Source organism: Metasolibacillus fluoroglycofenilyticus, assembly GCF_003049645.1.
GTDB classification, from domain to species: domain Bacteria; phylum Bacillota; class Bacilli; order Bacillales_A; family Planococcaceae; genus Metasolibacillus; species Metasolibacillus fluoroglycofenilyticus.
This window is the reverse complement of sequence record NZ_PYWK01000001.1, coordinates 137,292-163,710: the sequence shown is the minus strand read 5'-3', so window position 1 is coordinate 163,710 and position 26,419 is coordinate 137,292. Positions and strand designations below refer to the sequence as shown.

Sequence of the window (26,419 nt, the reverse complement as noted above, 5' to 3'; positions counted from 1 at the left end):
TCTAGATTTCCTCAAGCTTACTTGAAAAAATCATCTTCAAAATCTGTAACACCCGCAAAACGAATGCCTCTGAAGCATGCATTTTGCCATCTGTAAAGATGGGCATTTTTGTATCTGTCGCTACGGTTGCATGTCACAAAAAAACATCGCTAAACCGAAATAAAATAATTCAGAAAAGTAAAACTTGTGTTTATTATAGTAATACTACTAGGAGAAAAGCAATCGTTTTCAGAAAAAACTATTAATATAGAAAATTTACTCTTTTTACCACAAACTAGGCTTTGCTACCATAAACCAAAGCATAATCAACATTAATACAACATATAACCATGTAGAGCGTCTTAATTTAGTAATAAATTTTGTGCGCTCGAATTGCACTGTGCCGAATGTTTTCATCGTCGGCTTGAACGCAGATGCTAAAAAATAGGTAGAGCCGATAAGCAAAACAAATGTCATGATAAGCCACGATGTATGCCAAGGCCAGCCACCTCGCCACATTAAGAGAGCTCCCGACAATACAAGCACATGCCCGCCATGCTTAACTGCTGTTATACCCGCCTGGAATGACTGTACATAACCGATTAACATCGCTTCTTCTGCCGTTTCCATACGTTTTAAAATGGAGAATAATGCAAACAATGGACCTATTGATACAACTGCACTTGCTATATGTACATATAATAAAATATTAAAAAGTAACAAACCTCAACACCTCTTTAAGTTGGTTTCTGCTTTCAGTATAGCATCGTTGCGCTGTAAAGATGTTGTTAATAATATGTTAAATGTTTTATAAAACATGCTTTTTGGGTATAAATTAAAGTATGCTGTAAGTGAGAATGCTTGTTCATTCCTCCCTTATGACAAGCCTTCTCAACATTAACTAGAAACGGAGTGATTGTTATAGGTATTCATCGTTTTTTCACAAGCTTAAATGATTTGGAGCGCATTATCCGCTGCCCTGGACGCTTTAAGTTCGAGGAACACAATGTAGCTGCACACTCTTGGAAGGTATCACAGTATGCAATGTTTTTCGCTACTTTAGAGGAACGCGCTGGCAATGTAATCGATTGGAAAGCTTTATATGAAAAAACAATTAATCATGACTTTGCAGAAGTATTCATCGGTGATATTAAAACACCCGTTAAACACGCCTCTCCCGAACTAAAAGAAATGCTTGCACATGTTGAAGAAAAGATGATGGAGAAATTTATTCGGGAAGAAATCCCCCCCGATTTCCAAGATGTCTTTTTCGAACGCATGAAGGAAGGAAAGGATGCAACAATCGAAGGTCGTTTATTGGAATTTGCAGATAAGCTTGATCAGTTTTATGAGGCCTTTGCTGAATTAAAGCGTGGTAATACAGATACCGAGTTTGTCCATATGTATCAAAATGCATTAGCGAAGCTACTTTTAATTCCATTAAATGCAACAGTGCAATATTTCCGCACAGAAATTTTAAAGGATGCAATGCAGGAGGATACGCATATTGATGTCGCTACGCTCACACATGAAATTTTAAATAAGCTTTAAACTAAAGTTTTCCTAAAATCATGAGGAAGACTTTTTATTTTGTATATATTCTATATTTGATGTAATGACATAGGCTAATTCTTTTAGTATAATCGAATGAATCATCATTCATTTTGGAGGGGTTTTATGGAGCTTAAAATTCAATATGATACACAAAAAGTACATCGTGTAAATTTAGCCATTATTACAGCTTTAGCCATCCTTATTTGTGGACCTCTAATCATTTCAAGAGGGATTTTGTTTTTAGTAGTCGGCCTAATCGTTATTGCATTGGCAGCAATTAATTATTTTTTACCAATAAAGCCCTATGTTAAAGGCTTTATTTTCGGTATGATCCCTACTGCAATTGTCTTTACATTATTTTTAGTTGACCAATTTTCACTAAATAAACATTATATTTTAATATGTACAGTCGCGATTATTGCACTTTATTTTAAAAGCAGTCTAATTGTCGCTTTTGGTATAATTGTTAACATTGCTATTATCGTCATTTATATTTTAAAGCCTGAAAATTTATTAGGGTCATTTAATTCATTTATCATTTTTATAACATTATTTTCAATTTTGAATGGGGTCATTATCGCTTTTTACTTAATTACTAGATGGGGCAATGCATTAATAAATCATGCGAAGCAGCAACAACAGGAAGTGCAACATTCCTTCCAACAGCTCCAAAGTACATTTCAGGAAATTGAGTCAAGCACACAAGTTCTTGATGAGCATGTAACACAGTTCCAGCAAACAATGGAGCAAATTGCACATAGCAGCCAGTACATACTTTCTGCTTCTGAATCCATTTCAGCAAGCACGCAACAGGAGGCCGCAAGCTTACAATTTATTCGTAGTGCAATGAACGATTCTATGCATTTTGTAGGGGATACGCTGGAAATCTCTAAAGATACTGTTGCCCAATCAACAAATATACAACAAGAGGTCGTTATAGGCTGGGGGAAAATGCAAGATTCAATGGGGCAAATATCCATCATGAGCAGTGCCATGCATGCTACTGCTGATACGGTTAATGAGCTTCAAAGTAGCTTACAAATAGTTAATCAGCTCTTATTAGGAATTCAGCATATCGCCGAACAAACAAATCTACTCGCACTTAACGCAGCAATCGAGGCTGCACGTGCTGGTGAACATGGAAAAGGCTTTGCCATTGTCGCAGATGAAGTACGCAAGCTGGCGGAAGAAAGTGCTTCGATTACGATTAATATTACACAAGTAACAGAAAGTCTTTTCGCTAAATCAACTGAGGCACAGCAGCGCTCACGGGAAGGAGAACAGGCTTTACAACATGGAGAACAATCCCTAAAAGAAGTTGGCGAGTTTTTAAATCGTTTAAAAGACTCCTTCTCACAAAGCAATGAAGATTTAACGCGCGGTATGGGGGAATTAACAAGCGCCGTCGCACAATTTAATACCATTCAGCAGCAGGTGGAAAAGCTCAATGAAATGACTACCCAAAATGCTATCTCAACGAGCGCGATTGTCCAAGCTGTCGAGGACGAAAATCAAATGCTGCAAACGATGAGCGATATTACAAATCGTGTACAAGCCTTAAATAGTGCATTGAAATCGCTTGTTACGGTGCAGAAGGGATAATTTTTGGGACGTTCCAGAAGCAAGCAATGCACTGCTTTTGGGACGTTTTCAATGTTGTTTCATCAGAGGAATAACTAATTAAAATAGAAATGGTTTCTTTGAAATTGAAATGAACAGTGTGTTTAGTAGCTTTCTTTTGAATTTAAAATAAGCGAGAAGCTTATTTTTCACTGTGCTGAGGAGAAATTCAATTTTGGGAACAGCCCACCTCAACTCTATAATTCATCTTTATACTAATATATAGAAAATGAGTGATACAAGTATGGAAAAAATGAAAGTGAAAACTTTTAAATACAACCAACAACTGCATTATGAATGGGAAGCAACAGTCATTGATTCAAACGACAACTATATTGCATTATTTTCAACTCCCGGTAGAAAATTAATTCATCATTCAAGAAATAAAATCTTTGAGTTTGATACTTATTCTTTGGACTTTTTCCCTTTTGATTGTTGCTATACCGCCCATGTAGATATACATAAAAATGGTGAATTTGAATACTATTGCAATATTGGCGAAACCCCAATGATTATTAATAATGAAATTCATTTTATTGATTTAGATATTGATATTGTGAAAAAACCAAATAGCGAGTGGATGGTCGTCGATCAAGATGAATTTGAAGAAAATTCAATAAAATATCGTTACTCCGTAGAAATAAAAGAAAAAGCTTTAAGCACTACTAAGGAGCTCTTAAAAGTGATTAGCAATCAAGAATTCCCATTTGATGGTTTTTTGACGAATAAAATTGCTGAGCTGTTAAAGTATCATTCAGAACATTTGTATTAATTTCCATACGTTATCATTTGACAAATTTGTGTAAACACACTTACTTGCACTCATTTAATAGTTGCACTACAATAAGAATCAAGCTACGTTGTACGTATTAATATTAAGTTTTAACCTTTATACAGTAACAGGGAGTTTTATATCCGAGCTGGAATGGCGAGCCTTAGCTCCTTTGACCTAAGGATAAACAGGAATGCTCATGCGGACACCCACTTTGAGAAGTGTGGTTTAAAACTTTCTATATATTTACGGCAATGTGGCTTTTCTTTCAAAACGTTGATACATCAGCATTTTGAAGTACATAGAAGTTTTGAAAAATAACGATTTAAACTGCTCCAAGAGGTATTGGGATAAAAATTTGCAATAAATAATGTGTTACCACAAGACTACTCAATAACGGGTGGTCTTTTTTGACGTGAAAAATGAAATCAAAGCGATTTTAGGTTCTATCAGTAAGCAGCTCTCAAAAGTCTGATTTCTCTGAGGTTTGTCCCGATTCATATTCGCTACTGAAAACTAGGAACTTCCTGCTTAATCATGATAAACTAGTTAAAAAAGAATCTAAGCGTGTTGATTATATAAATATTGTCTATTAATTAGCGAGTATTATTTAGAGGAACCGCCATTTATTAAGCATGCATTCGTTGATTGGAGCGCAGGGGGCGATTCCATCGTGATTAAAGGTAGGGAGGCTAAGGTCACCACATCCTGTGGCAACGCCTCCGTGACCAACCTCGTGTTAACCTCGAGCTGAAAATCTATTTATTTCGGCATTCGCCGAAATAAATTAGCTGAAGCCGCCCCCGAGGAAAGCATCCTCAGTAGCTGAAATCAAAGAATCCCTAGGCTTTCTTTGTAAAATAAAGGCTAATCAACACGCTTGAAAAGAATCTTCATTATTGCATACATGCTAAATAATTATTTGTTTTCGGAGGCGTATTATTTGATGGACAATCGTATTAAATTAAGACCATTAGAACGAGAGGATTTAAAATATGTGCACAAGCTTAATAACGACTCTAGAATTATGTCGTATTGGTTTGAGGAGCCTTATGAGTCATTTGTAGAGTTACAGGATTTATTCGAGAAGCATATTCATAAGCAAAGTGAAAGACGCTTCATTATCCAAAAGGATGAAGAAATACTTGGCTTAGTTGAACTGGTCGAAATTGACTTAATTCACCGCAATGCAGAATTTCAAATTATTATTGACCCTAATTGCCAAGGCAAGGGTTATGCATATTCAGTTACTGTATTAGCGATGCGCTATGCTTTCAACATCCTTAATTTGCATAAGCTCTATTTAATCGTCGACAAACAAAACGAAAAGGCCATTCATATTTACCAAAAGGCGGGCTTTGAAATTGAAGGCGAGCTGAAGGAGGAGTTTTTTACTGCTGGCTCTTATCACGATGCGTACCGCATGTATATTTTTCAACGTGACTTCCATCGTAATAGCAAAAAATATTTATAATCAATGACTGAAAAACACCTTTCAATATCTGTGATTCCTCTGAAATGATGGAATCATGGATTTTTTTATTAAGTAAAATTTAAAAATCCTATCGCTATTTATTAATATAAATTTTATCGGTATAATAAATTTATTTATTATTCAGACATTGTGAGGGGATTTATATGACGAGGCAGCATATTGGAATTGTATTTGGTGGGATTTTACTTTTAGTTGTTGCAATGGGAATTAGTCGCTTTGCTTTTACACCTATTTTGCCATTTATGCGTGAGGATGAAGGCTTCTCGCTAAAGATTGGTGGTTGGCTTGCATCGAGCAATTATATAGGCTATTTCCTTGGCTCACTTGGGGCAGGCTTTATTTATAAACGTAAAAGAGCCTTTTTAATGACAAATGTCGTTTTAAATGTGCTTTCCATTATTGCTATGGGACTGACACAATCTTTAATCCCCTGGCTAATTTTACGCTTTATTGCGGGTTTAACAGGCGGCTTTATTTTCGTCCTAACCTCCAGTATTGTCATGGATTATTTGGCTGCACATGTTTTAACTCGCTGGTCAGGCTTCATCTTTAGTGGAATTGGGCTTGGCATTGCTATTTCTGGGCTTGTTGTGCCCTATTTAGAAAGTATTGTTGCATGGCAAGGTACATGGATGGGACTCGGCATTATATCAGCGTTACTTGTGACAACAACGACTGTCTTATGGCGTAATTTAACTGTACATAATAATGAAAAGACGGCTAAAACAAATGATACAAATATATGGCGAGGTTTTATGCCCTGGCTCATTATTGCTTACGGTTTAGAAGGCTTAGGCTATATTATTACAGGGACATTTCTAGTCGATATTATTTACAATATTGATAGCTTGCGTGCATATGCAGGCTATAGCTGGGTTGTTGCAGGATTAGCTGCCGTCCCATCTGCACCGCTTTGGGTTTCATTGATGTCAAGGCTCTCGCCAGTAAAGGCAATGGCAATTGCTTACATTTTGCAAATTTTCGGCATCATCCTACCTGTTCTTTCGCAAACAGTATGGAGTGTGCTACTATCTGCCTTTTTATTTGGGATGACTTTCGTGGGACTCGTTTCCATGTCAACAGGCTATGCACGTCAGCTATTCCCCTCACAAAGTGGCACAGTTGTTTCGGTGCTTACGACGTTTTATGCATTTGGACAAATTATTGGACCTATTTTAGCAAGCAAATTTGAGGCGCACTATGCTAGTTATAAAGCGCCTTTGCTCTTTGCTGGAGCTGTTGTCACATTAGCCTTGCTTATCTTGTTATTTGGTCGTTGGTATAATAGAAGGAAATCTACCGTTGTTTAGGAATATCGGGAAAGACGCCCTCTTTCCCGACTCTGCTCAAAACCTGTGACATCCACTGGAGGACACGATGTCGGTCACTCAGTCGTTATCGCAGGTGGCGATGTTCTTGGACTGAGTTCCTATGATTCAACGTGTGTTTGAACACCCACTGAAAGACGTCAAATGTGCCTGTGAATTCAAACAACTAACATACTTCTTGCCATCTCTTAATTCAATCACATGGAGCCCTGTATCACCCGTATCGAAAAAGCATTGCTGCTCGAGCGTTTTGCCTAACAATACATTCAATAAATGCTGTAATGTACCACCATGTGCAACAATTGCAATTTGCTGTAAATGCCCATAATTATGTAAAATCGACTCCCATACGTACTCCACACGATATCGGAATTGTAATTGCGATTCTCCACCTTCAATTGCTATATGCATTGGTCGTCCACCCTCTGGCAATGGATATTTTATTAAGGCCTCCTTGCGCGACATTCCTGCTAATACGCCATTATTATATTCCATTAAATGCTCTACTGTGATTAACTCGCAAGGACAATATTCTCTAATAATATCTGCTGTTTGATACGCCCTTTGCAACGGGCTTGTGATAATCGCCTCTATCTTATAATGCGCTGCGATATGATTAGCTAGCTTCGTTGCTTGTTCTATGCCTAGCTCTGTCAATGGAAAATCTGCCCTTCCTTCGTGAACTTCTAATAGATCTGCTTGAGATTGCCCATGCCTTATAAGCAACAATTTCATCACCATCGCCCTTTCGAGATTATGTAACTAAAACTATTTTAATGTAAACAATTATTAAAATAAAACAAAATCATTGACCCTATAGTTACTATAGGGTTTACTCTGTATATAGCACAATTTTATAGTAGGAGAAGTTTTTATGTTTGAGAAAAATTCAAAAGTCACCTTAAGTATTTTATTAGCAAATCTTTTTATCGCATTCCTAGGTATAGGCCTCGTCATTCCCGTTCTTCCAACGATTATGAATGAATTAAATATAAACGGCAAAGTTGTCGGCTATATGGTTGCTGCCTTCGCTATTACACAACTCGTTATCTCACCTATCGCAGGTAAATGGGTAGACCGATACGGTCGTAAAATTATGATTGTTATCGGTTTATTTATTTTCGGATTCTCTGAGTTTTTATTCGGTATTGGAACAACTGTCTCAGTTCTTTTTATATCTCGTATGCTCGGCGGCGTTAGTGCAGCCTTTATTATGCCGGCTGTAACAGCATTTATTGCGGATATTACCACAATGGCTACACGTGCGAAAGCTTTAGGTTATATGTCAGCAGCTATTAGCACGGGATTTATTATTGGACCGGGTATCGGTGGATTTTTAGCTGAAATCAGTACAAGGATGCCTTTCTATGCTGCAGGTATTTTAGGCGTAGTTGCAGCGATTTGCTCTATGTTATTATTGAAGGAACCTACGCGAGCTGAGGAAATGCAGGCAGAGGAAGTAGAGGAACAAAAATCAGGTTTACGCCGCATTTTCGTACCAATGTATTTAATCGCCTTTCTAATTATTTTTATTTCTTCATTCGGCTTAGCTGCTTTCGAGTCATTATTTAGCCTTTTTGTTGACCATAAGTTTAGCTTCACACCAAAGGATATTGCTATCGTTATTACAGGTGGTGCAATCGTTGGTGCGGTTGCACAAGTCGCATTATTCGATCGGTTGACAAAGCGTTTAGGTGAGATTGCAGTTATTCGCTATTCGCTAGTTTTCTCGACAATTCTTGTATTCGTCATGACGACAGTCAGCTCTTATATGGCCATTTTAATCACAACGTTTTTAGTATTTGTTGGATTTGATTTAATTCGACCTGCTGTCACTGCCTATTTATCAAAAATTGCGGGTAATGAACAAGGCTTTGTAGGTGGGATGAATTCTATGTTTACGAGCCTTGCAAATATTTTTGGCCCAATTATTGGCGGCCGTTTGTTTGATATTGATTTAAACTATCCATATTATTTTGCGGTATTAGTTCTAGGCATCGGGGTTATCATTACAATTTTCTGGAAAAAACCTCAACATTAAGGTGCCAGGCACGCAAACAATTCAGAATTGTTTGCGTGCCTGGCACTTATATTTTTATTGAACTTTAATTACTACATCCTCAGGCTTTGCTACGCCTTCAATAAGGCCGTTCTTTTCACCATTTAAGTACTCATCAAACAGCTTTTCGTATTCGCCATTTTCTTGTAATTTAGCTAATCCTGCATTGATTTTTTCGATTAGCTCTGTTTTCTTCTTATTAATTGCAATACCGTAGTATTCACCTGCTAAAATATCACCTACGATTTCCGCATCTGTTGTTTGTGTCGTAATATAGTTAATATTAGAAGGGTTGTCATAGAAAACTGCATCAATTCCACCTGTATCTAATGCGCTATACGTCGTGCTAATATCTGAATATTGCTTAATATTGTTGTCTTCAATACCATTTGCAATTAAATAATTATAAGATGACGTACCCTTTTGGATACCTACTAATTTTCCTTTTAAATCATCAAAGCCTGTAATGCCTGAACTTGGTTTTGCTAAAATAGATAATCCCGATTTATAGTATGCATTAGAAAAAGCAACGCTCTCTAAACGTTTATCTGTAATTGTAATTGCACCAACTACTACATCGATTTGACCTGCAATTAATGCTGGTACAAGCCCATCAAATTGCATTGTAGAAAACTCTACTTCGAACCCTTCTTCCTCAGCGATTTTTTTGATTAAGCCAATATCAAAACCAACTAGCTCGCCATTCACATCACTTTCAAAAGGTGGATAAGTAGGACTTGTCCCTACTTGTACCACAAGTTTATCAGAGCTACCTGTCCCGCCCTCTGATTTCTCCCCACCACATGCTGCTAATACACCAACAATTAAAACTGATAATAATAATAATGCTATCTTTCTCATAAATATCCCCCTATTATTAATAAAATTTTGACTTGCACAAATGCTTAACAATGTTTCAATTTTTAAAACGGTAAATACATGATTATGTTTTGATAGCTACTCTTTGCTACTTTAAATTATTTAAGTACACACCTCCTTTTATAATAGAAATCATATAGTTATTGGATTTAACGATTTCTTCAACTAAAAAACTTTACATCTGTCACAAAACTTTTGATAAAAAGTCTTGTGTACGTTTTTCTCTCGGATTATTAAAAATCTCACTAGGTGTGCCTTCTTCAACTAAATAACCACCGTCCATAAACAATACGCGGTCCCCTACTTCACGTGCAAAGCCCATTTCATGTGTGACAATAACCATTGTCATTCCTTCACGCGCTAAGTCACCCATTACTTTTAATACTTCACCAACCATTTCTGGGTCTAGCGCGGATGTAGGCTCGTCAAATAGCATTACTTTTGGCTGCATCGCTAAAGATCTGGCAATTGCAACACGTTGTTGTTGCCCTCCTGACAATTGGTGTGGATAATGTTTCTCCTTATCAGGTAAGCCTACTTTTTTTAGTAATTCTCGCGCATGGCTCTCTGCTTCTGCTTTCGTTTTCTTCAATACTTGAATCGGACCTATTGTTATATTTTCCAATATCGTTAAATGCTCAAATAGATTAAATTGTTGAAAACACATGCCTACATGCTGTCTTAACTGCTGAATATTTGTTTTCGGGTTCGTTAACTCCATTCCAACAATTTCTATCTTTCCTTTATTCGATTTTTCTAAGCCATTGAGACATCTTAAAAATGTACTTTTTCCACTTCCAGAAGGGCCAATTACTACGACTACTTCTTGAGGTTGGATATGTGCATCAATACCTTTTAAAATCTCCAAATCACCATATGATTTACATAAATTCTCAACGCGTATCAAGTTTCATTCTCCTCTCAAGGTAACCCGCAAACTGGGATACACTAAATATCACTACAAAATAAATGATTCCTATCGCTACCCAAATGGCAAAAGGCTCAAATGTTGTCGAAATAATAATTTGCCCTCTATACACTAAATCGATAATTCCGATTGGTGCTAATAACGAAGTATCTTTAATCGCTTGAGCAGATTGATTCACTAAAGGTGGAATCATTCGTTTGAAAGCTTGTGGTAAGATGATAAAACGCATAATTTGAAATTCGCTCATCCCTATACTTTCCGATGCTTCCCTTTGCCCCTTATTAACACTTAAAATCCCTGCGCGAATAATTTCGGAAATATAAGCTCCTTGATGCAAAGCAAGTGTTAACGTTGCAGCTACAACTGGATACGACCTTTGTCCAAACCACTCGCTCATTGGCAAAATACCTGCTAAACCAAAAACAATAAAAAATAATTGTACTAATAATGGTGTAGAACGAAAAATTTCTACATAAACTGAGGCACTTGTTTTTAACACTTTAGATTTTGATAGTTTCATTACGGCAACAACTAATCCGATAATGACTGCTAAAATAATTGAAACTACCGAATAATAAATTGTGTACTTTAATCCTTCTAAAAGCTTAGGTAGATTATCTATTACTGCATTCATAGCTTCCCCTCCGACTTACATACCCATATTACAAAATCAAATGAAACCGCTTACTTATATTCCTAACTTTCACAAACTAAATGAGGCTTTTTACTAATGTTTCAATAATTACAGGCATTTCTTTAAATGCGCTGTCAACATGCAATCTTTCCGTTTTTTGATGAGCATCCTTACCAAATGGTCCTACATTTAATACAGGGCTTTGTAAAGTCGCCATCTCTTCAAACGGAATACTGTATGTTTCTCCCCAAACCGGCGTATTCTTTTCAAACGCTGTCCAGTCCCCAGATATATCAGAATAATTAACGTAACTTAAATCACATATGCCATTAAAATAATGGATTTGTTCAATTTCAATGTCGAAAGTTTTCGCCGTTTTCTTCACTAACTGAATTGCATCCTTTACAAGTGGATGGTCCGATGAATTAATTGCTGGATAATAAGGCGGTGCATATAAAATAACAGTTGCCGGTGCTAGCTCTTGACAACGAATCATTAATTGGTCGACAATGCGAATTGATTTCTCTCGGTCATCTAACTGGTCATTTTTAACAACTTGTGCTTTAATAGAAGCTATTTCAGCTTCACCTAATTTTTGAATTGCGTATTGTAACAATGTTTCATAACGAAGTACTTTCACAGCGCCTACCCCGTTCACTTGCTCACGTTTACAAATGTTTTCATAATGTGCGTTACAAGCTGCCATTGCCTCATTAGCTACTTGCTCAAATAAGTCCATAATTTCCGTCGCTGTACGCTTTAATAAAAACACATTATAAAGAGCGGCTGCACGGTACGGTGTTTGTGTTGAATATTCCATCTTTAAATCCTTCAATTGAAGCGAAACAGGTAAAGGTGTTTGTTCCCCTAAATCACTCTCACGGAAAATAGGATTCCATTCCATATGCTGTGTCATATAGGAGGCTATAAAGCTTGCTGTCATACCTTTCAAAGGTTCACCTGCATGTGTTTCCTTACCATAGAATAAAGCGGCTGGCATAATTTTCCCAATCGTTCCTGAATACATATACTCTTTAATATCTGTAGGATTTTGTGAGAAGGATGGCTCACTATTCAAAAATAATTTATATGTTAAACCATATTGTTTACGTAATCTCACTAATTCCACTACGGCTGCTCGCATCCCAGCAGAGTTTACTTCCTCATCCGGTACAGCCGTTAAAAGTAGATTAATCGGCCAATTTTCATTGCTTGCTTTTTCAATTAATTGCATATGCAAAGCTAAGCCCATTTTCATATCCATCGTGCCGCGACCGAATAAATAATTACCTGATTGTAAATCCGCTTTAACCACTTCTGGCAAATCATTAAAGTATTTTGGTTCCTTTAGCTTTTCTGTCAGCTCCTCAGGGAAAAAGGCAAGTGGTTCTAATTCACCGTATTCCTCTGTATGCACTGTATCGAAATGGCTAATTAGTACGATTGTTTCTGTCGCTGTCGGATGCTTATAGAGTGCAGTAACCGCATTGCGACCGAGACCGGCATCATGTAACTCGATATATTCAGAATGTTCTTGAAAATAGGGCAACATCTGTAACTTATCACGCAGCTTATATGCAAATTTGTTCTCGCCCTCTGTTAACGTTCGACTATCCCATCCAACAACTTCACATAATAATGCGCGTAATTTCTCTGGTGTATTCCAAAAATACTGACTCATCATTTTTCTCCCTTTCCACTGCTACCATTCATCATTTCTTTTTTACCCACATCTACAGACAGTAACTATAATTACATATTCTAATGATGTATACATTACTAAATCATTTCACCCCTTTTCCGCTTGACGGAAACCATTTCTGCTAAACGGAAATAATATACTATGAAATATAATCGTTAACGATTATAATGTCAATATATTCTGATTCTTTTAGATACGCTAAACGAATATTTTTTTTACTGAAAGCTCACCGCAAAGCTTGTGGCGCCTTCCTATTCGTTAATGTAAAATTAATAGCAATCTAGTAAAACGAAAAGGTGTTGTTAATATTATGCAATTATTAGAAAGATGTGTAAAAATAGCCAAAGCACTTATGTCCTCTGATACACATAACGGTTTATCCATTTCTGATTTAGCTCAAAAATGTGATTTGCCAATTAGTACCTTGCACAGAATTTTACAAGCAATGATTCAGCAAGGTATGGTGGAACAAAATAAACAAACAAAACACTATCATATCGGGACAATTTGGATGGAAATCGGTTTGCAAATATATGATTCCCAGGATTTTATTAATGTCATCCGACCTGAGCTACAGCGTCTATCAAAGGAAGTTGGAGAAAGTGTATACTTAAGCAAAATGTCAGGCACAGATACAATAATCATCGAACGAATTGACAATATTACTAACCCTATTCGCATCTATGATCCATTAGGTATTCGGATTCCAATGCATATTGGTTCAGGTAATAAAGCTTTACTCGCTGCAATGTCAGATGAAGAAGTAACAGAGATTTTAAGCCAGCTTGTCACACCGAAAGAGATAGAACAACTTAAAAAACAGCTTATGCAAATAAAGGCAAAGGGCTTTGCTGTCAGTCATGGAGAATTTACAAAAGGAACATCAGCTGTTTCCGCTGTTGTTTATAATGGATTTAATGAAATTGAAGGTGTTGTAACCATTGACTTTGTAAGCTTCAATGTCTCCGATGAACATATTCAAACATTAGCAAACAGTGTCATCGACACAGCTAAGCGAATTTCTTTGAAGCTTGGCTATAAGGGAGGTGTCTGAAAGCGCGCATTCACAGTGCTTTCGGACACTTTTTTTAATGAATAAATAACTTAGAATAATGTCTAGGCTAAACGGGCACCCTTCGGTCATTTCAAATCTTCATTCAAAATGCTGGAGCGTTTACTTTTACACCTGCACCCTTCTATACCTCTTGGAGCTGAACGGCGGCTTTATCTCTATTCTCTTTTCTAAAGATGCTTCCGTATTTTTCTGCACTCCTGCATTCTAAAGAATAGCAATAATGCACAAAAGTATAATTTTATAAATTATAGAGCTATACTAGTTATTAAATTGCGAAAAAACTTGAGCTACTTCCCCATTCGCAGCTCAAGCTTTTTGTGATGAAAAAATATTTAAAAATAAAACTTGAAAAATGCAAGATATTTCTGCATTATAATAAGTATAAGGTGCAATAAGACGCAAATTTTCTTTGCGCTCTATTCTATTACATTTAATAAGGGGGATTTTTATTATGACGAAAACAGCTCAACTTATTACACAAACTGAAAATTTCGGTGCAAATAACTACCATCCACTGCCGATTGTGATTTCTGAAGCAGAAGGTGTATGGGTAAAGGACCCTGAAGGCAATAAATATATGGATATGTTATCTGCTTATTCTGCAGTTAACCAAGGTCACCGCCATCCTAAAATCATTGAGGCATTAAAAAAACAAGCTGACCGCGTGACATTAACATCTCGTGCATTCCACTCTGATCAACTAGGTCCTTGGTATGAAAAAGTAAGTAAATTAACGAATAAAGAAATGGTTCTACCAATGAACACAGGTGCTGAGGCAGTTGAAACAGCGATTAAAACGGCTCGTCGTTGGGCATACGAGAAAAAAGGGGTAGCAGAAAACCAAGCACATATTATTGGCTGTATCGGCAACTTCCACGGTCGTACGATGGCAGCGGTTTCTTTATCCTCTGAGGCAGAGTATCAGCGTGGCTTCGGTCCATTATTACCGGGCTTCAGCTTAGTACCATATGGCGATATTGATGCATTAAAAAATGCTATTACGCCAAATACAGCGGCATTTATTGTTGAGCCAATTCAAGGGGAAGCAGGTATCCTTATTCCACCAGCAGGCTTCTTAAAAGCGGCAAAGCAATTATGTGAAGAAAACAATGTATTATTTATCGCAGACGAAATTCAAAGTGGTCTTGCACGCTCTGGAAAAATGTTTGCTTATGAATGGGAAGGTATTACACCAGATATTTTAATCCTTGGTAAAGCGCTAGGTGGCGGAGTTTTCCCGATTTCATGTGTTGTAGCTAACCGTGATGTTTTAGGCGTATTTAACCCAGGTTCACATGGCTCTACATTCGGTGGAAATCCACTTGCATGTGCGGTATCTATTGCGGCACTTGAAGTAATTGAAGAGGAAGACTTAGCAGCACGCTCACTAGGCTTGGGCGACTACTTCCAGGAAGCCCTTCGCCAAATCAACCACCCTGCGATTAAAGAAGTACGCGGACGCGGTTTATTTATCGGCTTAGAATTACACGAATCTGCTCGACCATACTGTGAGAAATTAATGGAGCGCGGCTTATTATGTAAAGAAACACACGATACAGTAATCCGCTTTGCACCACCATTAGTAATTACAAAAGAAGATTTAGATTGGGCAATCGAACAAATTAAAGCTGTGTTTTAAGAAGACGTCCGAAAAGCGTGCTAACGCACTGCTTTTCGGATGTTTCAGTTTATATAAGTGCCAGGCACAGAAACAATTCAGAATTGTTTCTGTGCCTGGCACTTAATCATTAACATCCAAACCAACATGTCGTTAAATTAGGATAACCATAAATATTTTCTACACTTCTTCTGAAATTAGAGGGATAATAGATTTCCCGGAAGGATTTATACAGGACAGCAAACCACGTGTTATCATTAACATTTTCTAAAATAATAGACAATGGGTGCTCTTTATCATTTTCTAAAATAAATGGTGGGGCGAGGTACTCTCCTATTATTATTAAATCTACTTGTGTAAATAATTTATTTAAAGGCAAATCATCAATCGTAAGCTTTATTACCTCTGCTTGTATACCTTGCTCTTCACAAAAATTATGCAAAGCTACAATAAATTTCGTTTGATTGACGATATAGCCAATACGCAATGCCGGCATACTTACCCGTTGTAGGCTAGTTAATATTTCTTGAACACAGGATGACTTTAGAGAATCCACCTGCCCTATTTGTTGCGCAAATCGCTTTAAAATCCATAGCATATATAGACGTACCTCGCGCTTCTGCAAGTTGTTTGAAAAAGGATTAAAGTAAGTTGATACGATTCCCCCTAGCTCCACACAGCTCTGATACTGCGCTTCGTTTTGTTGCATTGACCATTCCAGCCTTCTTTGCAGCGTTGAAGGTATCGTTACAAATTGAATCTTATTAATAAGTGCTTGTGTGAGGTGATATTGAGAGCATGCTGTTAATTGCACTGCTCCATTAGAATCTTGAGCTATTTTATACGCCCCTGTTCCAATGCGGTAGTTTAATGGATGATACAAGCTAAAATCCAATTGAGAAAGAAGTGTTAGTAATTCTTCCTCTCCCCCGATATATTTGATTTCAAAAATAGCATTCGTTCGTTTTTCTATACTAATCACTTTTCTAAAAAAATAACTATATTTGTTTAGCATAAAAGTCGTTTTAATTGATTGCATGATTTCTTCTATTTTTACGGTTTCTCCATTATGCCAATAAAGAAATGGGCGAACGTAAAAAATAAAGCATTGTCCAAATTGCTCCCAATGGTGGATTAAATCTCCTTTAAACGTATTATTATTTTGAATTACGATACGGCTATAAATATGGGATAACACCCAGCCACTTTCGGTATCGCTATAATTATGTGGGTGAAGGTTTAGATTTTTACTATAAATAGGTATTGTCAGCATTGACGCTGCTTTTCGTTCATCTGACACGATATTTTCCGTCAATAATGCTGCGACATTTTGCTGGAACTTCTCTGAAAAGTAAGACATATTTATATCTGTTAGGGCTTTGAAATTTTTCTGTTTGAATTCACTATTTAATACAATAAGTAATTGTTTCTCGATATCCTGCAACCACTGAATGCTTGATATATGTCCCCTTCCTTTACCTGCACAATAACGTATCCAGCCCTCTGTCTCCCATTTCTTGATTTTGCGAGTCACTTGCTTTGTACTTAACTGCATCATCTCACTTATCTTATGAATGGATAGTTGTTCATTACGCAGTGACCATAATAATTGCAATGCTAACTCCATTATTTATCCTCCCCCACTTTAAAAAGTAGACATAAACTTCAGTAATTGTCCCTTTTTCTTTTTCTACGTCCACTTTATTATAGCATTTGAAGGGATGTGTTTAGATTGGTTCGTTTAGCAAAAGTAATTTGGTTACAAGGATTATTGGATTTTTCCTTATCTGCTTATTTTATTTTTACTACATGGAGTCTTTATGAGCAAACAGAGAATGTGGTGTATACAGGACTATTTGTAGGGCTAGGATTTTTACCAAGCTTATTATGCATACCTTTTATCGGGGTATTTGTAGATCGTTATAACAAAAAGCATTTATTAATTTTGGCACTAACATTAATACTTCTAACAATATGTACAGTTCTAATAAGTTTCAAAAATATATCGCCTGTACTGCTAATTTCGTCCAATATGGTACTGCAATTATGCGGGTCACTTATACGTCCAACTATGCAAGCATATCTAGCTACCATCTTTATTAAAGAGCAGCTTATTATCACTTTTCAAAAATCGGCTTCTTACACGATTATTGGTGGTATTTTAGGTACTGCTATTAGTAGTTTCTTCATTGCTCAAGCATTGATTAACACGCTATCATTCATCATTTTGTTAACCTTAATCATCGCATTTTATTTACTTTGGCAATTACCAACAGAGCAAGCATCTACTGCTCTTACCCACCATTCAATACTCGAAGAAATGATAGCTGGCTTTATCTATTCCCTGTCTAGTCGTTTTTTTCTACAACTACTGGTCATCATGGCAATTGGGCAATTGATTTATCATACAACTATCGGATTTTTAGCAGCTTATACGTATGAAGTTTTAAAATCTTCTGCTACTGTTTATGGATTGCTTGAAATAACAGTTTCAAGCAGCGGTGTATTAGCTGGACTACTTGGCGCAAAATTCATAAAGCTATTCCAGCGATTTTCTTCACTAACTATTATGCTCATACTAATAGCTAGTCTTTTTTTGCTAACGTTTAACACAACGCTTGCATTCACTATGGTAGGCTGTGCAGGCATTGGGTACTGTACAACATGGATACGAACAACATTTCAAGCCATTCAACAAATATCAACAGAACCTCAATACCACGGTCGTGCTGCTAGTGTTCGTATGTTTTTTAATCAAGGTATTGTCGTTTGTTTAACACCTATTTTTGGTATATTAGCTGAAAACTTCTCTATCCACCACGTATTTTTCATATTAGCTGCTCTTAGCTTTATTGGAATGCTTCTTTGTAGTACTAGCCAGGTACATAAACAATTCTGAATTGTTTGTGTGCCTGGCACTCATGCTTTTCGGCTTCGCACAAATGCCTCTATCGCTCCTGTTCCTGTCAGCACACCAACAATTATAAGCAAGCAGCCAAATATTTGATTCATACCTATCGGCTCCTTTAGTAAAATGGCTGTGCCTAGCAAGCTGAATAACGTGTTAAAATTACCAAAAATCGCGGTTTCGGCTGCGCCTATTTTTGCGATGGCATAATTATAAATAACATGACCCAGAGCAGTTGCGAATATTGCAGATGCTAATAATAAAGCTATTGCTGACGGTGCAACCGTAGTAAAGTAGATAAACTGCGCCGGCTCTATCATTAACGCTAGTAATAGCAAAACTATCGAGCCACTTAGCATCATATAGCCTGTTAGTACGACCGGATTCAACGTTTTGGATGCCTTACTTATGATTAGAAAACTAAATGCTTGTGCTAAAATAGATAGAAAGACGAGGATATCTCCTATTGCTATTCCCGTCATTCCTTCTCCCCCACGTAAAACAGCCATTATCACTCCAAACGTGCCTACAACAAAGCCTAAAAAACGCTGCCAACTCATTTGTGTGAAGCCAAAAATGATAGCAAGTATTGCCGTTAATAATGGGCTAAAGCCTAAAATAATACTGCCCTTCGTAGCCATCGTATTTGCTAATCCAAATGCTAACAAGCTATGGTGTAGCACGACGCCTAATATACTTGCAGCCATTATAGAATATACCTCGGTACGAGTAGGCTTTTGTAGCTTTTTTAAAAGAGCTAAAATCCCTACAACAGTAATGCCAGCAATAAAAATACGCACAGCAGTCATCGTCAATGGACTAAAATAAGAAACTAATAGCTTTAAGGCAACAACATTTAATCCCCAAGCTAGCATTACAATTAGTAAAATGATATATATTTTAGCTTTTCCCACGCCATTCCCTTCTTTCTCCTCAAAAAATCTCGTACAATTAGAAACATCTTAACATACGAATCAATTAATTATCATAGGGAGTGATTTAGATGATTAAAACACTTTTTATTACAGGCTATAGGCCACATGAGTTAGGTATTTTTAATGAGCAGCATCCAGGCATTGCGATTATAAAAAAAGCAATAGAAAATAAGTTACTGGCATTATTAGATGAGGGCTTAGAATGGGTGATTGTTAGTGGTCAGCTAGGTGTTGAACTATGGGCGACAGAGGTTGTTCGCGCATTAAAGGAGCAATACCCTATCTTAAAATATTCGGTTATTACACCATTTTTAGAGCAGGAGAAAAATTGGAATGAGCATAAGCAAGAGCTATATCAACGAATGATTTTACAGGCTGATTTTGTCACAAGTGTAACGAAGCGACCATATGAGGCGCCTTGGCAGTTTATTGAGAAGGATAAATTTATTATTAGCAATACAGATGCGGCGCTACTCATTTATGATGAGGAAAATGAAGCATCACCTAAATATGTATTAAATTTAGTAAAAAAATATATGGAGCAACACGATGAATACGAGCTTTTATCAATTAATGCTTATGATTTACAAGTCATTGCTGAAGAAATGCAGCAAGAAAATTGGTAATATACGCATCTTCTAATATTACAGAATTCTGATATAATACAGGCAAAGTAATATACTAAGAAGGTGCTCATTATGATTAAACTAGAAATGATAGTCGAACAACAGCCAATCCACATTTCGCACGACACGTATCGCAGAGAATGTCGTTATACGCGTGGCATTCATATTCCTGCTGATGAGTTCTCACAAATTATCAATCTTATGGAAGAAGATACAAAAATCTATTTTGAGTTTCATAATGTAGCTAAGAAAATTGAGCCTGGTATTTATTTGAACGGTCATTCGAGCCTTGCAAGACAAATTGATAACTACTATAAAAAAAAGAAAAACACTGAAATTGTAGGCATTAATAACGGTAAAGATTTTTATGTCAAGCTAACGTAAAAAACGTGCCAGGCACACAAACAATTCTGAATTGTTTGTGTGCCTGGCACTTTATTTTTTGCCAATCATATTGAATACAATGTTAAGAACAATCGCTGTCACAGAACCACAGACGATTCCATTTGATGTTAAAATATTTAAGCCAAACTTAGAAGGTAATGATGCGAATAACTCTGGTACAACGGCTACGCCGATACCTAATCCTACCGCACAGGCAACAATCATGGCATTTTCTGTTGATTTCGCAATTTCTGGAGCTAGCATTTTAATTCCTTGTGTAATGACCATTCCGAACATCGCTAGCATCGCAGCACCTAGCACAGGTGTTGGAATAATTGTCGTTAAAGCAGCAAGCTTCGGTAAAAAACCTAGCGCAACTAACATCCCACCTGTAATAAAAATAACTTTGCGGTCACGCACGCCAGATACTTGAATTAAGCCGACATTTTGTGAAAACGTCGTGTATGGGAAAGCATTGAAAATACCACCGATAATAGAGGCTAACCCTTCCGCACGATATCCCTTCGCTAAATCCTTCGATGTTAAGGGCTTTTCACAAATATCACTTAATGCGTAGTAAACACCTGTTGATTCAACTAGGGATACCATCGCTACAAGTGTCATTATAATAATGGCAGATGCATCGAAGGTCGGTGTCGCTAAATAGAATGGCACTGCAATATGCATCCAAGAAGCATCAATAACTGGTGTAAAGTCTACCTTCCCCATAAATGCTGCAACAATCGTCCCAATGACTAAGCCTAATAAAATAGCAATCGCACGGATAAACCCATTAGAAAAACGGTAAATTACTAAAATAATTAGTAGTGTAATAAATGCTAAACCAACATTAGAACCTGACGCAAAGTCATCTGCCCCTTGTCCACCGCCCATATTGTTAATTGCTACTGGAATTAAACTAACCCCAATAATTGTCACAACTGAGCCTGTTACAACAGGTGGGAAAAAGCGCACTAATAAGCCAAAAACACCTGAAATTAAAACAATAATGATACCGGAAGCGATAATCGCACCGTAAACTGCTCCTAAGCCGCTAGAAGAACCGATTAAGATAATTGGGCTTACCGCTGTAAATGTACAGCCAAGTACAACAGGCAAACCAATACCGATATATTTGCCTTTCCATACTTGCAATAGTGTCGCAATACCACACATCATAATATCAATTGCGACTAAATATGTCATTTGTGCTGGCGTAAAATTGAGTGCGCCACCGATAATCAAAGGTACTAAAATTGCTCCTGCGTACATTGCGAGTAAATGCTGAATACCTAAAGTTGTTGCCTTAAAGCCATTCATAAAAAATGTGACCTCCTACAGTCCTAATCAAAAAATTCAACTTTGCCGTTTGCTAATGATTTAATATTTGCCAATGATTCAATGCGTAAACCTTGCTCTCGTAATTGTTGTCCGCCCTGCTGGAAGCCCTTTTCAATAACAATTCCCGCGCCAACAACATGCGCACCTGACTGTTGGACAATATCTAATAATCCTTTCAACGCCTCACCATTCGCTAGAAAATCATCGATAATAATTACGCGGTCATCTGCTGACAAAAAACTTTTAGAAACGGAAATTTCATTTACTTCGTTTTTCGTGAAAGAATGAACCTTTGAAGAATATAAATTATCTGTTAATGTTAAAGATTTACGCTTGCGAGCAAAAACAACAGGCGCACCAAGCACTAGTCCTAAAAATGTTGCTGGTGCGATACCCGACGATTCAATTGTTAACACCTTTGTAATGATTTCATCGCTATAGCGATTGGCAAACTCCTCCCCTACTTCCTGCATTAGCATAGGGTCGATTTGGTGATTTAAAAAAGAATCCACCTTTAATACAACATCTGATAATACTTTTCCTTCTTGCTGAATTTTATCCTTTAAAAGCTTCATGAAAGCTCCTCCTCTAAAATAATAAATCAATTACGCCTCGGCTTACTGTCGCCTAGGTTTTTTGAGCAAACTGATAGAAGTTAACCTAAAGCCGTTACGTCCTGTAACATTCTCCCCAAAATCTGGACACTTAGTAGTTATCAAAAATAGCAGTGTTCTTAGACTAAAAGTTCCTCTTTGTTAGGGAATATCCAAACATTTACTAAAAGAAGCTAAAAAACTCGAAAAGCTATCTCTATATAGAGAAGAGCCCTTCGAGTTTTCTACACCGAAAGAACGTATAACAATAAATTAACATGTAAATCTCACATGCATTTTGCTACTTCTTCTCATAGTCGATTTCTTTACGGGAAATCGGTAGAAACTTACGAGCCATATCCTCGTTATTATATGAGTAAAATATAATTTTGAATTAAGAATGCTCCAATTATAAGCACCAAAACGCTTTAATGCAATAGCTCCAAAATAATAAAATTTTTCACACTTTTCTGATTATGTATCTTATTGATACGGCTCGTATAAGCTCTTTATTTTGTCTTTAAATTGTTGAAATACTTTACCCTCTTTACCATAGTAACTCATGCTACGGCATGCTAAAACCTTAATAATATGACCATTTTTACAATGCAACTCTCCAAAAACACCATACTCCTCTAATTGTTGCACTTTGTTCACTTGACTATAGTAATCCGTTAGCTGTTCGGCAAAATTCATTCTAAATTGTTGCACTGCCTCTGTACCATGTAAGACAATAAATTCGGGTTGAAATTCCTCCACTACTTCTCGAAAGATTACTTGCCCTCTCTTATATAAATTCGGCGTTTCCTTGCGCGCTAGCTTTAGCTCCTGCACATCCTTCACCTGTAAAGTATTTATATATGTTGCAACTACCTGAGTATTAAGCGTTTGCCTGACCCATTCAATGAAATGCAACATCCCCAAATACTCTCGCGATTGCTGCTTCATCTCATGTCCGTATATTTCATCGAATAATTGACCATTTACTAGCGCATCGATATACACAGCTTCGCTCGTTGTATTACTTTCAATTTTAGGGGTCGCAACTGCACCGACTAATAACATTCTAGATTTATATGGATTCCCATCGACTTGAAACGGTCGAAAGGCCAATTGCGCATCATCATCCGTTACCCAAGCTTGTATCTTTTTATAAAACCCTGCCGATACTCCCATTCGCTTCACATCCTTCATAATAATGATTTCTTGCATTTTAGCATATTTCACTTACCTTTTCCTAGCGTATGTAAACAACCTTTTAGAAATCCGTATGCACTTGCTATATAATGAAATAATTATGTAGTAGGAGGATCGCAATGAATTCAGATTTATCAAGCCAAACAAATAAAAAACTAACAAAGCAAACTTTGCTCTTCGTTGTAGCCATTTTTCTTATTGCAACGATTTTACGAACACCACTGACTGTCGTAGGGCCCGCTATTCCATTTATTCGTGCTGATTTAGGAATTTCCAATACGCTGGCTGGATTTTTAACGACGATTCCTTTATTAGCCTTTGCGGTTATTTCACCCTTTGCGGCATCAATCGCACGTAAATTGGGGATGGAGAACACTTTATTTTATTCTGTTATATTTTTAGCAATAGGAATCATTTTACGTTCTACAGGTGTTGCGTTTTTACTTATAGCTGGAACAATATTAATTGGGATAGCTATTTCCTTTGCCAACGTACTTATTCCTAGTTATTTCAAGCTGAAATTTCCGCTACATATCGGACTTTTAATGGGGATTTATACCGTATCTATGAACCTCTCAGCTGGGCTAGCGGTCGGCATAAGTCATCCCATCGCCTCATCATCGTGGGGCTGGCAGGGGGCTCTAGGTTTCTCCATAATCCTTTGTCTGATAACATTGGCTGCTTGGCTTCCTTTATTACGTAGCAATAAAGTAGAAATGATTGGCCCTAGTGCAAAACAACCGCGCGCAAAGCTCTCTCGTTCAGGGCTTGCATGGACTGTCGCTTTAACAATGGGATTCCAATCGTTCTTCTTTTATTCTTTAGCGACATGGCTACCAGAAATACTAGTATCACAAGGCATAACTCCTGAAAAAGCGGGTTGGCTTACAATGCTTTCACAGTTTGCGCAAATCCCAATGACCTTTATCGTGCCAATTATCGCAAGTAGACTCTCTTCTCAACGTCCTATTGCAGTATTTTTTATTATTTGCTATTTCATTGGTTATGCTGGGCTTTTAATGGAATGGACAAGCCTAGTAATCATTTGGATGATTTTCCTTGGCTTCGCGGGAGGAGCCTCCTTCAGTCTGTGTATGATGCTTTTCACTTTGCGCACTAAAACAGCATATGAAGCTGCTGAGCTATCAGGATTTGCTCAATCTATTGGCTACTTGCTTGCAGCGGTTGGACCTATCGCGCTTGGCTATATTCATGATGCTACGGGCGACTGGTATGTTCCAAATGTCATGTTCATTATTATTACGGTCATACTTTTCATAACAAGTATGATTAGCTCACAAAACCGTACAATCTAATACGAACATTTGTACCTTTTTATGCTATAATAAAAAGTATCATTATAGTTAGGAGTACAAATTTTGAAAAAAAGAAAGAAAAAACATAAAAAAAGCTTATTCACTTCATTCCTTCAAATATTATTAGTAATCTCTGGTGTTATAGGCTGGTATTTCACAAAAACGTGGCAAGGTATTATCACTGCCATCGTCATTTATTTCGTTGTCATTATTTGCTGTACAGTTTGGTTTAAAACGAGACGACTTGCTCGTTTACGTAGAGCGGGAATTAAAGATGTAGATAATATGACTGGGGAAGAATTTGAACAATTTTTAGGCCAGTTATTCAAACGCCGCGGATATAAAGTATCCTATACTGCCGCTTCTGGTGATTATGGGGCAGACTTGATTTTAAAGGACCGCAAAGAAATAATTGCTGTGCAAGCTAAGCGTTATAGCGGCACAGTCGGCGTAAAAGCAGTGCAAGAAATTATCGGTGCAGTTAAAATGTATGATGCAACAGAGGCATGGGTTGTGACAAATAGCCATTTCACAAAGCAGGCTATCAAGCTCGCGGATATTAACGATGTTTATTTGATTGACCGTGAAGAATTAATCGACCTTATTCTAAAAAAATAAAATAGCTGTAAAAAAGTTATTTTTACTCTAAAATGGCTGTCTCGAAAGCAAGCAACACAGCGCTTTCAAGACAGCCATCTCTTCATCTATTATTTATCTAACTTTAATGTGACTTCGCCGATGCCCATTTCAATACTTACATTAATTGTTACTTCTGCCTCACCATATGCTTCATTGACATATACGCCATTTCCATTAGCAATAAAGCCATCGACATCAAGAGTACCGATACCTTTTTCCACTGTAATTTTCACACCTACGGCTGATGGTAAAATAACAGTTGTTTTGCCTACACCTGATTCAATTTTTGTGTCAAAGCCCTTTGACCAATCGCCGCCTAAATTAACGGATAAATCACCAACGCCTGTGTCAATATCTAGCTTTTGAAGCTGTAGACCCTGTAGGTCGAGCTTAGCAACGGCTGCACCCGTCTCTATAGATAAATCCATCGGCACATCTTCATTCAGCATAAGCGACCAATTGCTTTTTACTTCTGACAAACCAATGTTTCTCGAACCCTTTTGTTCAATTTTGACTTCGCCTGTCTGCCCCTTTGATTTATACCTCACTTGCGGAGCTAACTTCTTTTTATTATACTGCGCAGTGCCCTCTACCCATTGCTTTGCACCTTTAGCAATTGTTACCTCTCCCACCCCAAGGTCAATATCGACATTTAAGTTTTTAGCCTCATCCCTGGTAACCTCAATGGATTCCTCTCTTGTTTTGCCTGACATAAAAGGAAAGCAGCCTGTTAACACCATAACCGAAGCACCTATCATCACTCCAAGTATCATTACCTTTTTCATTTTTTATATCCTCCCTCTACATACTGTATATGTTATCTTTAGTATATAGAAT

Annotated in this window: 25 protein-coding genes, 1 other RNA gene and 1 riboswitch; of the genes, 14 read left to right on the top strand and 12 right to left on the bottom strand. The window is 37.2% G+C overall.

What is annotated here, in order from left to right; translation table 11 throughout:
- Window positions 1-264 precede the first annotated feature (264 nt).
- Complete coding sequence (locus C9J36_RS00740) at window positions 265-702, bottom strand: hypothetical protein (protein WP_107941915.1); 438 nt, start codon at window positions 700-702, stop codon at window positions 265-267.
- Between the two features lie 189 nt (window positions 703-891).
- Here C9J36_RS00740 and C9J36_RS00735 point away from each other — a divergent pair, with 189 nt between their 5' ends.
- The 6 genes from C9J36_RS00735 to C9J36_RS00710 all read left to right on the top strand — a co-directional run bounded on the left by C9J36_RS00735 (window position 892) and on the right by C9J36_RS00710 (window position 6,730).
- Window positions 892-1,530: a YfbR-like 5'-deoxynucleotidase gene (locus C9J36_RS00735; RefSeq protein WP_201261879.1), complete on the top strand. Its 639-nt coding sequence runs from the start codon at window positions 892-894 to the stop codon at window positions 1,528-1,530.
- A gap of 126 nt (window positions 1,531-1,656) precedes the next feature.
- Window positions 1,657-3,135, top strand: a complete 1,479-nt coding sequence (locus C9J36_RS00730) for a methyl-accepting chemotaxis protein (protein WP_107941913.1) — start codon at window positions 1,657-1,659, stop codon at window positions 3,133-3,135.
- Between the two features lie 262 nt (window positions 3,136-3,397).
- Entirely contained in the window at window positions 3,398-3,925 is a 528-nt protein-coding gene (locus C9J36_RS00725) for a DUF402 domain-containing protein (RefSeq protein WP_161956358.1), read from the top strand.
- Window positions 3,926-4,002: 77 nt separating this feature from the next.
- Window positions 4,003-4,192: non-coding RNA, 6S RNA (gene ssrS, locus C9J36_RS00720), on the top strand.
- 679 nt (window positions 4,193-4,871) lie between these two features.
- Window positions 4,872-5,399, top strand: coding sequence for a spermidine N1-acetyltransferase (gene speG / locus C9J36_RS00715; protein ID WP_107941910.1), 528 nt, complete (start codon window positions 4,872-4,874; stop codon window positions 5,397-5,399).
- A gap of 164 nt (window positions 5,400-5,563) precedes the next feature.
- Window positions 5,564-6,730: a YbfB/YjiJ family MFS transporter gene (locus C9J36_RS00710; RefSeq protein ID WP_107941908.1), complete on the top strand. Its 1,167-nt coding sequence runs from the start codon at window positions 5,564-5,566 to the stop codon at window positions 6,728-6,730.
- Window positions 6,731-6,856: 126 nt separating this feature from the next.
- On the opposite strand, the gene C9J36_RS00705 is transcribed toward C9J36_RS00710, so the two are convergent.
- Complete coding sequence (locus C9J36_RS00705; protein ID WP_235615988.1) at window positions 6,857-7,483, bottom strand: histidine phosphatase family protein; 627 nt, start codon at window positions 7,481-7,483, stop codon at window positions 6,857-6,859.
- A gap of 139 nt (window positions 7,484-7,622) precedes the next feature.
- Between C9J36_RS00705 and norA the strand changes: the two genes are divergently transcribed.
- Window positions 7,623-8,789, top strand: a complete 1,167-nt coding sequence (gene norA / locus C9J36_RS00700) for a multidrug efflux MFS transporter NorA (RefSeq protein ID WP_107941905.1) — start codon at window positions 7,623-7,625, stop codon at window positions 8,787-8,789.
- Window positions 8,790-8,843: 54 nt separating this feature from the next.
- Here the strand turns inward: norA and C9J36_RS00695 are convergent, their stop codons facing one another.
- The 4 genes from C9J36_RS00695 to C9J36_RS00680 all read right to left on the bottom strand — a co-directional run bounded on the left by C9J36_RS00695 (window position 8,844) and on the right by C9J36_RS00680 (window position 12,929).
- Complete coding sequence (locus C9J36_RS00695) at window positions 8,844-9,668, bottom strand: basic amino acid ABC transporter substrate-binding protein (protein WP_107941903.1); 825 nt, start codon at window positions 9,666-9,668, stop codon at window positions 8,844-8,846.
- 202 nt (window positions 9,669-9,870) lie between these two features.
- Entirely contained in the window at window positions 9,871-10,593 is a 723-nt protein-coding gene (locus tag C9J36_RS00690; protein WP_107941901.1) for an amino acid ABC transporter ATP-binding protein, read from the bottom strand.
- Window positions 10,580-11,248, bottom strand: a complete 669-nt coding sequence (locus tag C9J36_RS00685) for an amino acid ABC transporter permease (protein ID WP_107941899.1) — start codon at window positions 11,246-11,248, stop codon at window positions 10,580-10,582. The genes C9J36_RS00690 and C9J36_RS00685 overlap by 14 nt, the downstream gene beginning before the upstream one ends.
- A gap of 76 nt (window positions 11,249-11,324) precedes the next feature.
- A complete protein-coding gene (locus tag C9J36_RS00680) occupies window positions 11,325-12,929 on the bottom strand; it encodes a M20/M25/M40 family metallo-hydrolase (RefSeq protein ID WP_107941897.1) in 1,605 nt (534 codons plus the stop codon).
- 331 nt (window positions 12,930-13,260) lie between these two features.
- Here C9J36_RS00680 and C9J36_RS00675 point away from each other — a divergent pair, with 331 nt between their 5' ends.
- Both C9J36_RS00675 and C9J36_RS00670 read left to right on the top strand, forming a co-directional pair.
- Complete coding sequence (locus C9J36_RS00675; protein WP_107941895.1) at window positions 13,261-14,004, top strand: IclR family transcriptional regulator; 744 nt, start codon at window positions 13,261-13,263, stop codon at window positions 14,002-14,004.
- Between the two features lie 472 nt (window positions 14,005-14,476).
- Entirely contained in the window at window positions 14,477-15,664 is a 1,188-nt protein-coding gene (locus C9J36_RS00670; RefSeq protein WP_066170384.1) for an ornithine--oxo-acid transaminase, read from the top strand.
- Window positions 15,665-15,773: 109 nt separating this feature from the next.
- Here the strand turns inward: C9J36_RS00670 and C9J36_RS00665 are convergent, their stop codons facing one another.
- Window positions 15,774-17,270, bottom strand: coding sequence for an SgrR family transcriptional regulator (locus C9J36_RS00665; RefSeq protein ID WP_107941894.1), 1,497 nt, complete (start codon window positions 17,268-17,270; stop codon window positions 15,774-15,776).
- A 105-nt stretch (window positions 17,271-17,375) separates the two neighbouring features.
- Between C9J36_RS00665 and C9J36_RS00660 the strand changes: the two genes are divergently transcribed.
- Window positions 17,376-18,542: an MFS transporter gene (locus C9J36_RS00660; protein ID WP_161956357.1), complete on the top strand. Its 1,167-nt coding sequence runs from the start codon at window positions 17,376-17,378 to the stop codon at window positions 18,540-18,542.
- A gap of 20 nt (window positions 18,543-18,562) precedes the next feature.
- Here C9J36_RS00660 and C9J36_RS00655 read toward each other — a convergent pair whose 3' ends face one another.
- A complete protein-coding gene (locus C9J36_RS00655; RefSeq protein WP_066170395.1) occupies window positions 18,563-19,465 on the bottom strand; it encodes a DMT family transporter in 903 nt (300 codons plus the stop codon).
- 89 nt (window positions 19,466-19,554) lie between these two features.
- Between C9J36_RS00655 and C9J36_RS00650 the strand changes: the two genes are divergently transcribed.
- Window positions 19,555-20,112 (top strand): SLOG family protein, encoded by a 558-nt coding sequence (locus C9J36_RS00650; protein WP_107941890.1) that lies wholly within the window; start codon window positions 19,555-19,557, stop codon window positions 20,110-20,112.
- 72 nt (window positions 20,113-20,184) lie between these two features.
- Window positions 20,185-20,496, top strand: coding sequence for a hypothetical protein (locus tag C9J36_RS00645; protein WP_107941888.1), 312 nt, complete (start codon window positions 20,185-20,187; stop codon window positions 20,494-20,496).
- A 51-nt stretch (window positions 20,497-20,547) separates the two neighbouring features.
- Here C9J36_RS00645 and C9J36_RS00640 read toward each other — a convergent pair whose 3' ends face one another.
- From C9J36_RS00640 to C9J36_RS00630, 3 genes are all read right to left on the bottom strand, one after another.
- On the bottom strand, window positions 20,548-21,816 hold the full coding sequence (locus C9J36_RS00640; protein ID WP_107941886.1) for a nucleobase:cation symporter-2 family protein: 1,269 nt from the start codon (window positions 21,814-21,816) through the stop codon (window positions 20,548-20,550).
- 23 nt (window positions 21,817-21,839) lie between these two features.
- On the bottom strand, window positions 21,840-22,412 hold the full coding sequence (locus tag C9J36_RS00635) for a xanthine phosphoribosyltransferase (RefSeq protein ID WP_066170411.1): 573 nt from the start codon (window positions 22,410-22,412) through the stop codon (window positions 21,840-21,842).
- Window positions 22,413-22,724: 312 nt separating this feature from the next.
- Window positions 22,725-22,826, bottom strand: a riboswitch (purine riboswitch).
- A gap of 87 nt (window positions 22,827-22,913) precedes the next feature.
- Complete coding sequence (locus C9J36_RS00630; protein ID WP_107941884.1) at window positions 22,914-23,657, bottom strand: hypothetical protein; 744 nt, start codon at window positions 23,655-23,657, stop codon at window positions 22,914-22,916.
- A gap of 89 nt (window positions 23,658-23,746) precedes the next feature.
- Between C9J36_RS00630 and C9J36_RS00625 the strand changes: the two genes are divergently transcribed.
- Together C9J36_RS00625 and C9J36_RS00620 are read left to right on the top strand one after the other, a co-directional pair.
- Window positions 23,747-24,943 carry a CynX/NimT family MFS transporter gene (locus C9J36_RS00625; RefSeq protein WP_066170415.1) on the top strand — a complete coding sequence of 399 codons (1,197 nt, stop codon included), beginning with the start codon at window positions 23,747-23,749 and terminating at the stop codon, window positions 24,941-24,943.
- Window positions 24,944-25,006: 63 nt separating this feature from the next.
- Window positions 25,007-25,561, top strand: a complete 555-nt coding sequence (locus tag C9J36_RS00620) for a restriction endonuclease (protein ID WP_066170418.1) — start codon at window positions 25,007-25,009, stop codon at window positions 25,559-25,561.
- An 89-nt stretch (window positions 25,562-25,650) separates the two neighbouring features.
- Here the strand turns inward: C9J36_RS00620 and C9J36_RS00615 are convergent, their stop codons facing one another.
- Window positions 25,651-26,367, bottom strand: coding sequence for a toast rack family protein (locus tag C9J36_RS00615; RefSeq protein ID WP_107941882.1), 717 nt, complete (start codon window positions 26,365-26,367; stop codon window positions 25,651-25,653).
- Between the last annotated feature and the right edge of the window lie 52 nt (window positions 26,368-26,419).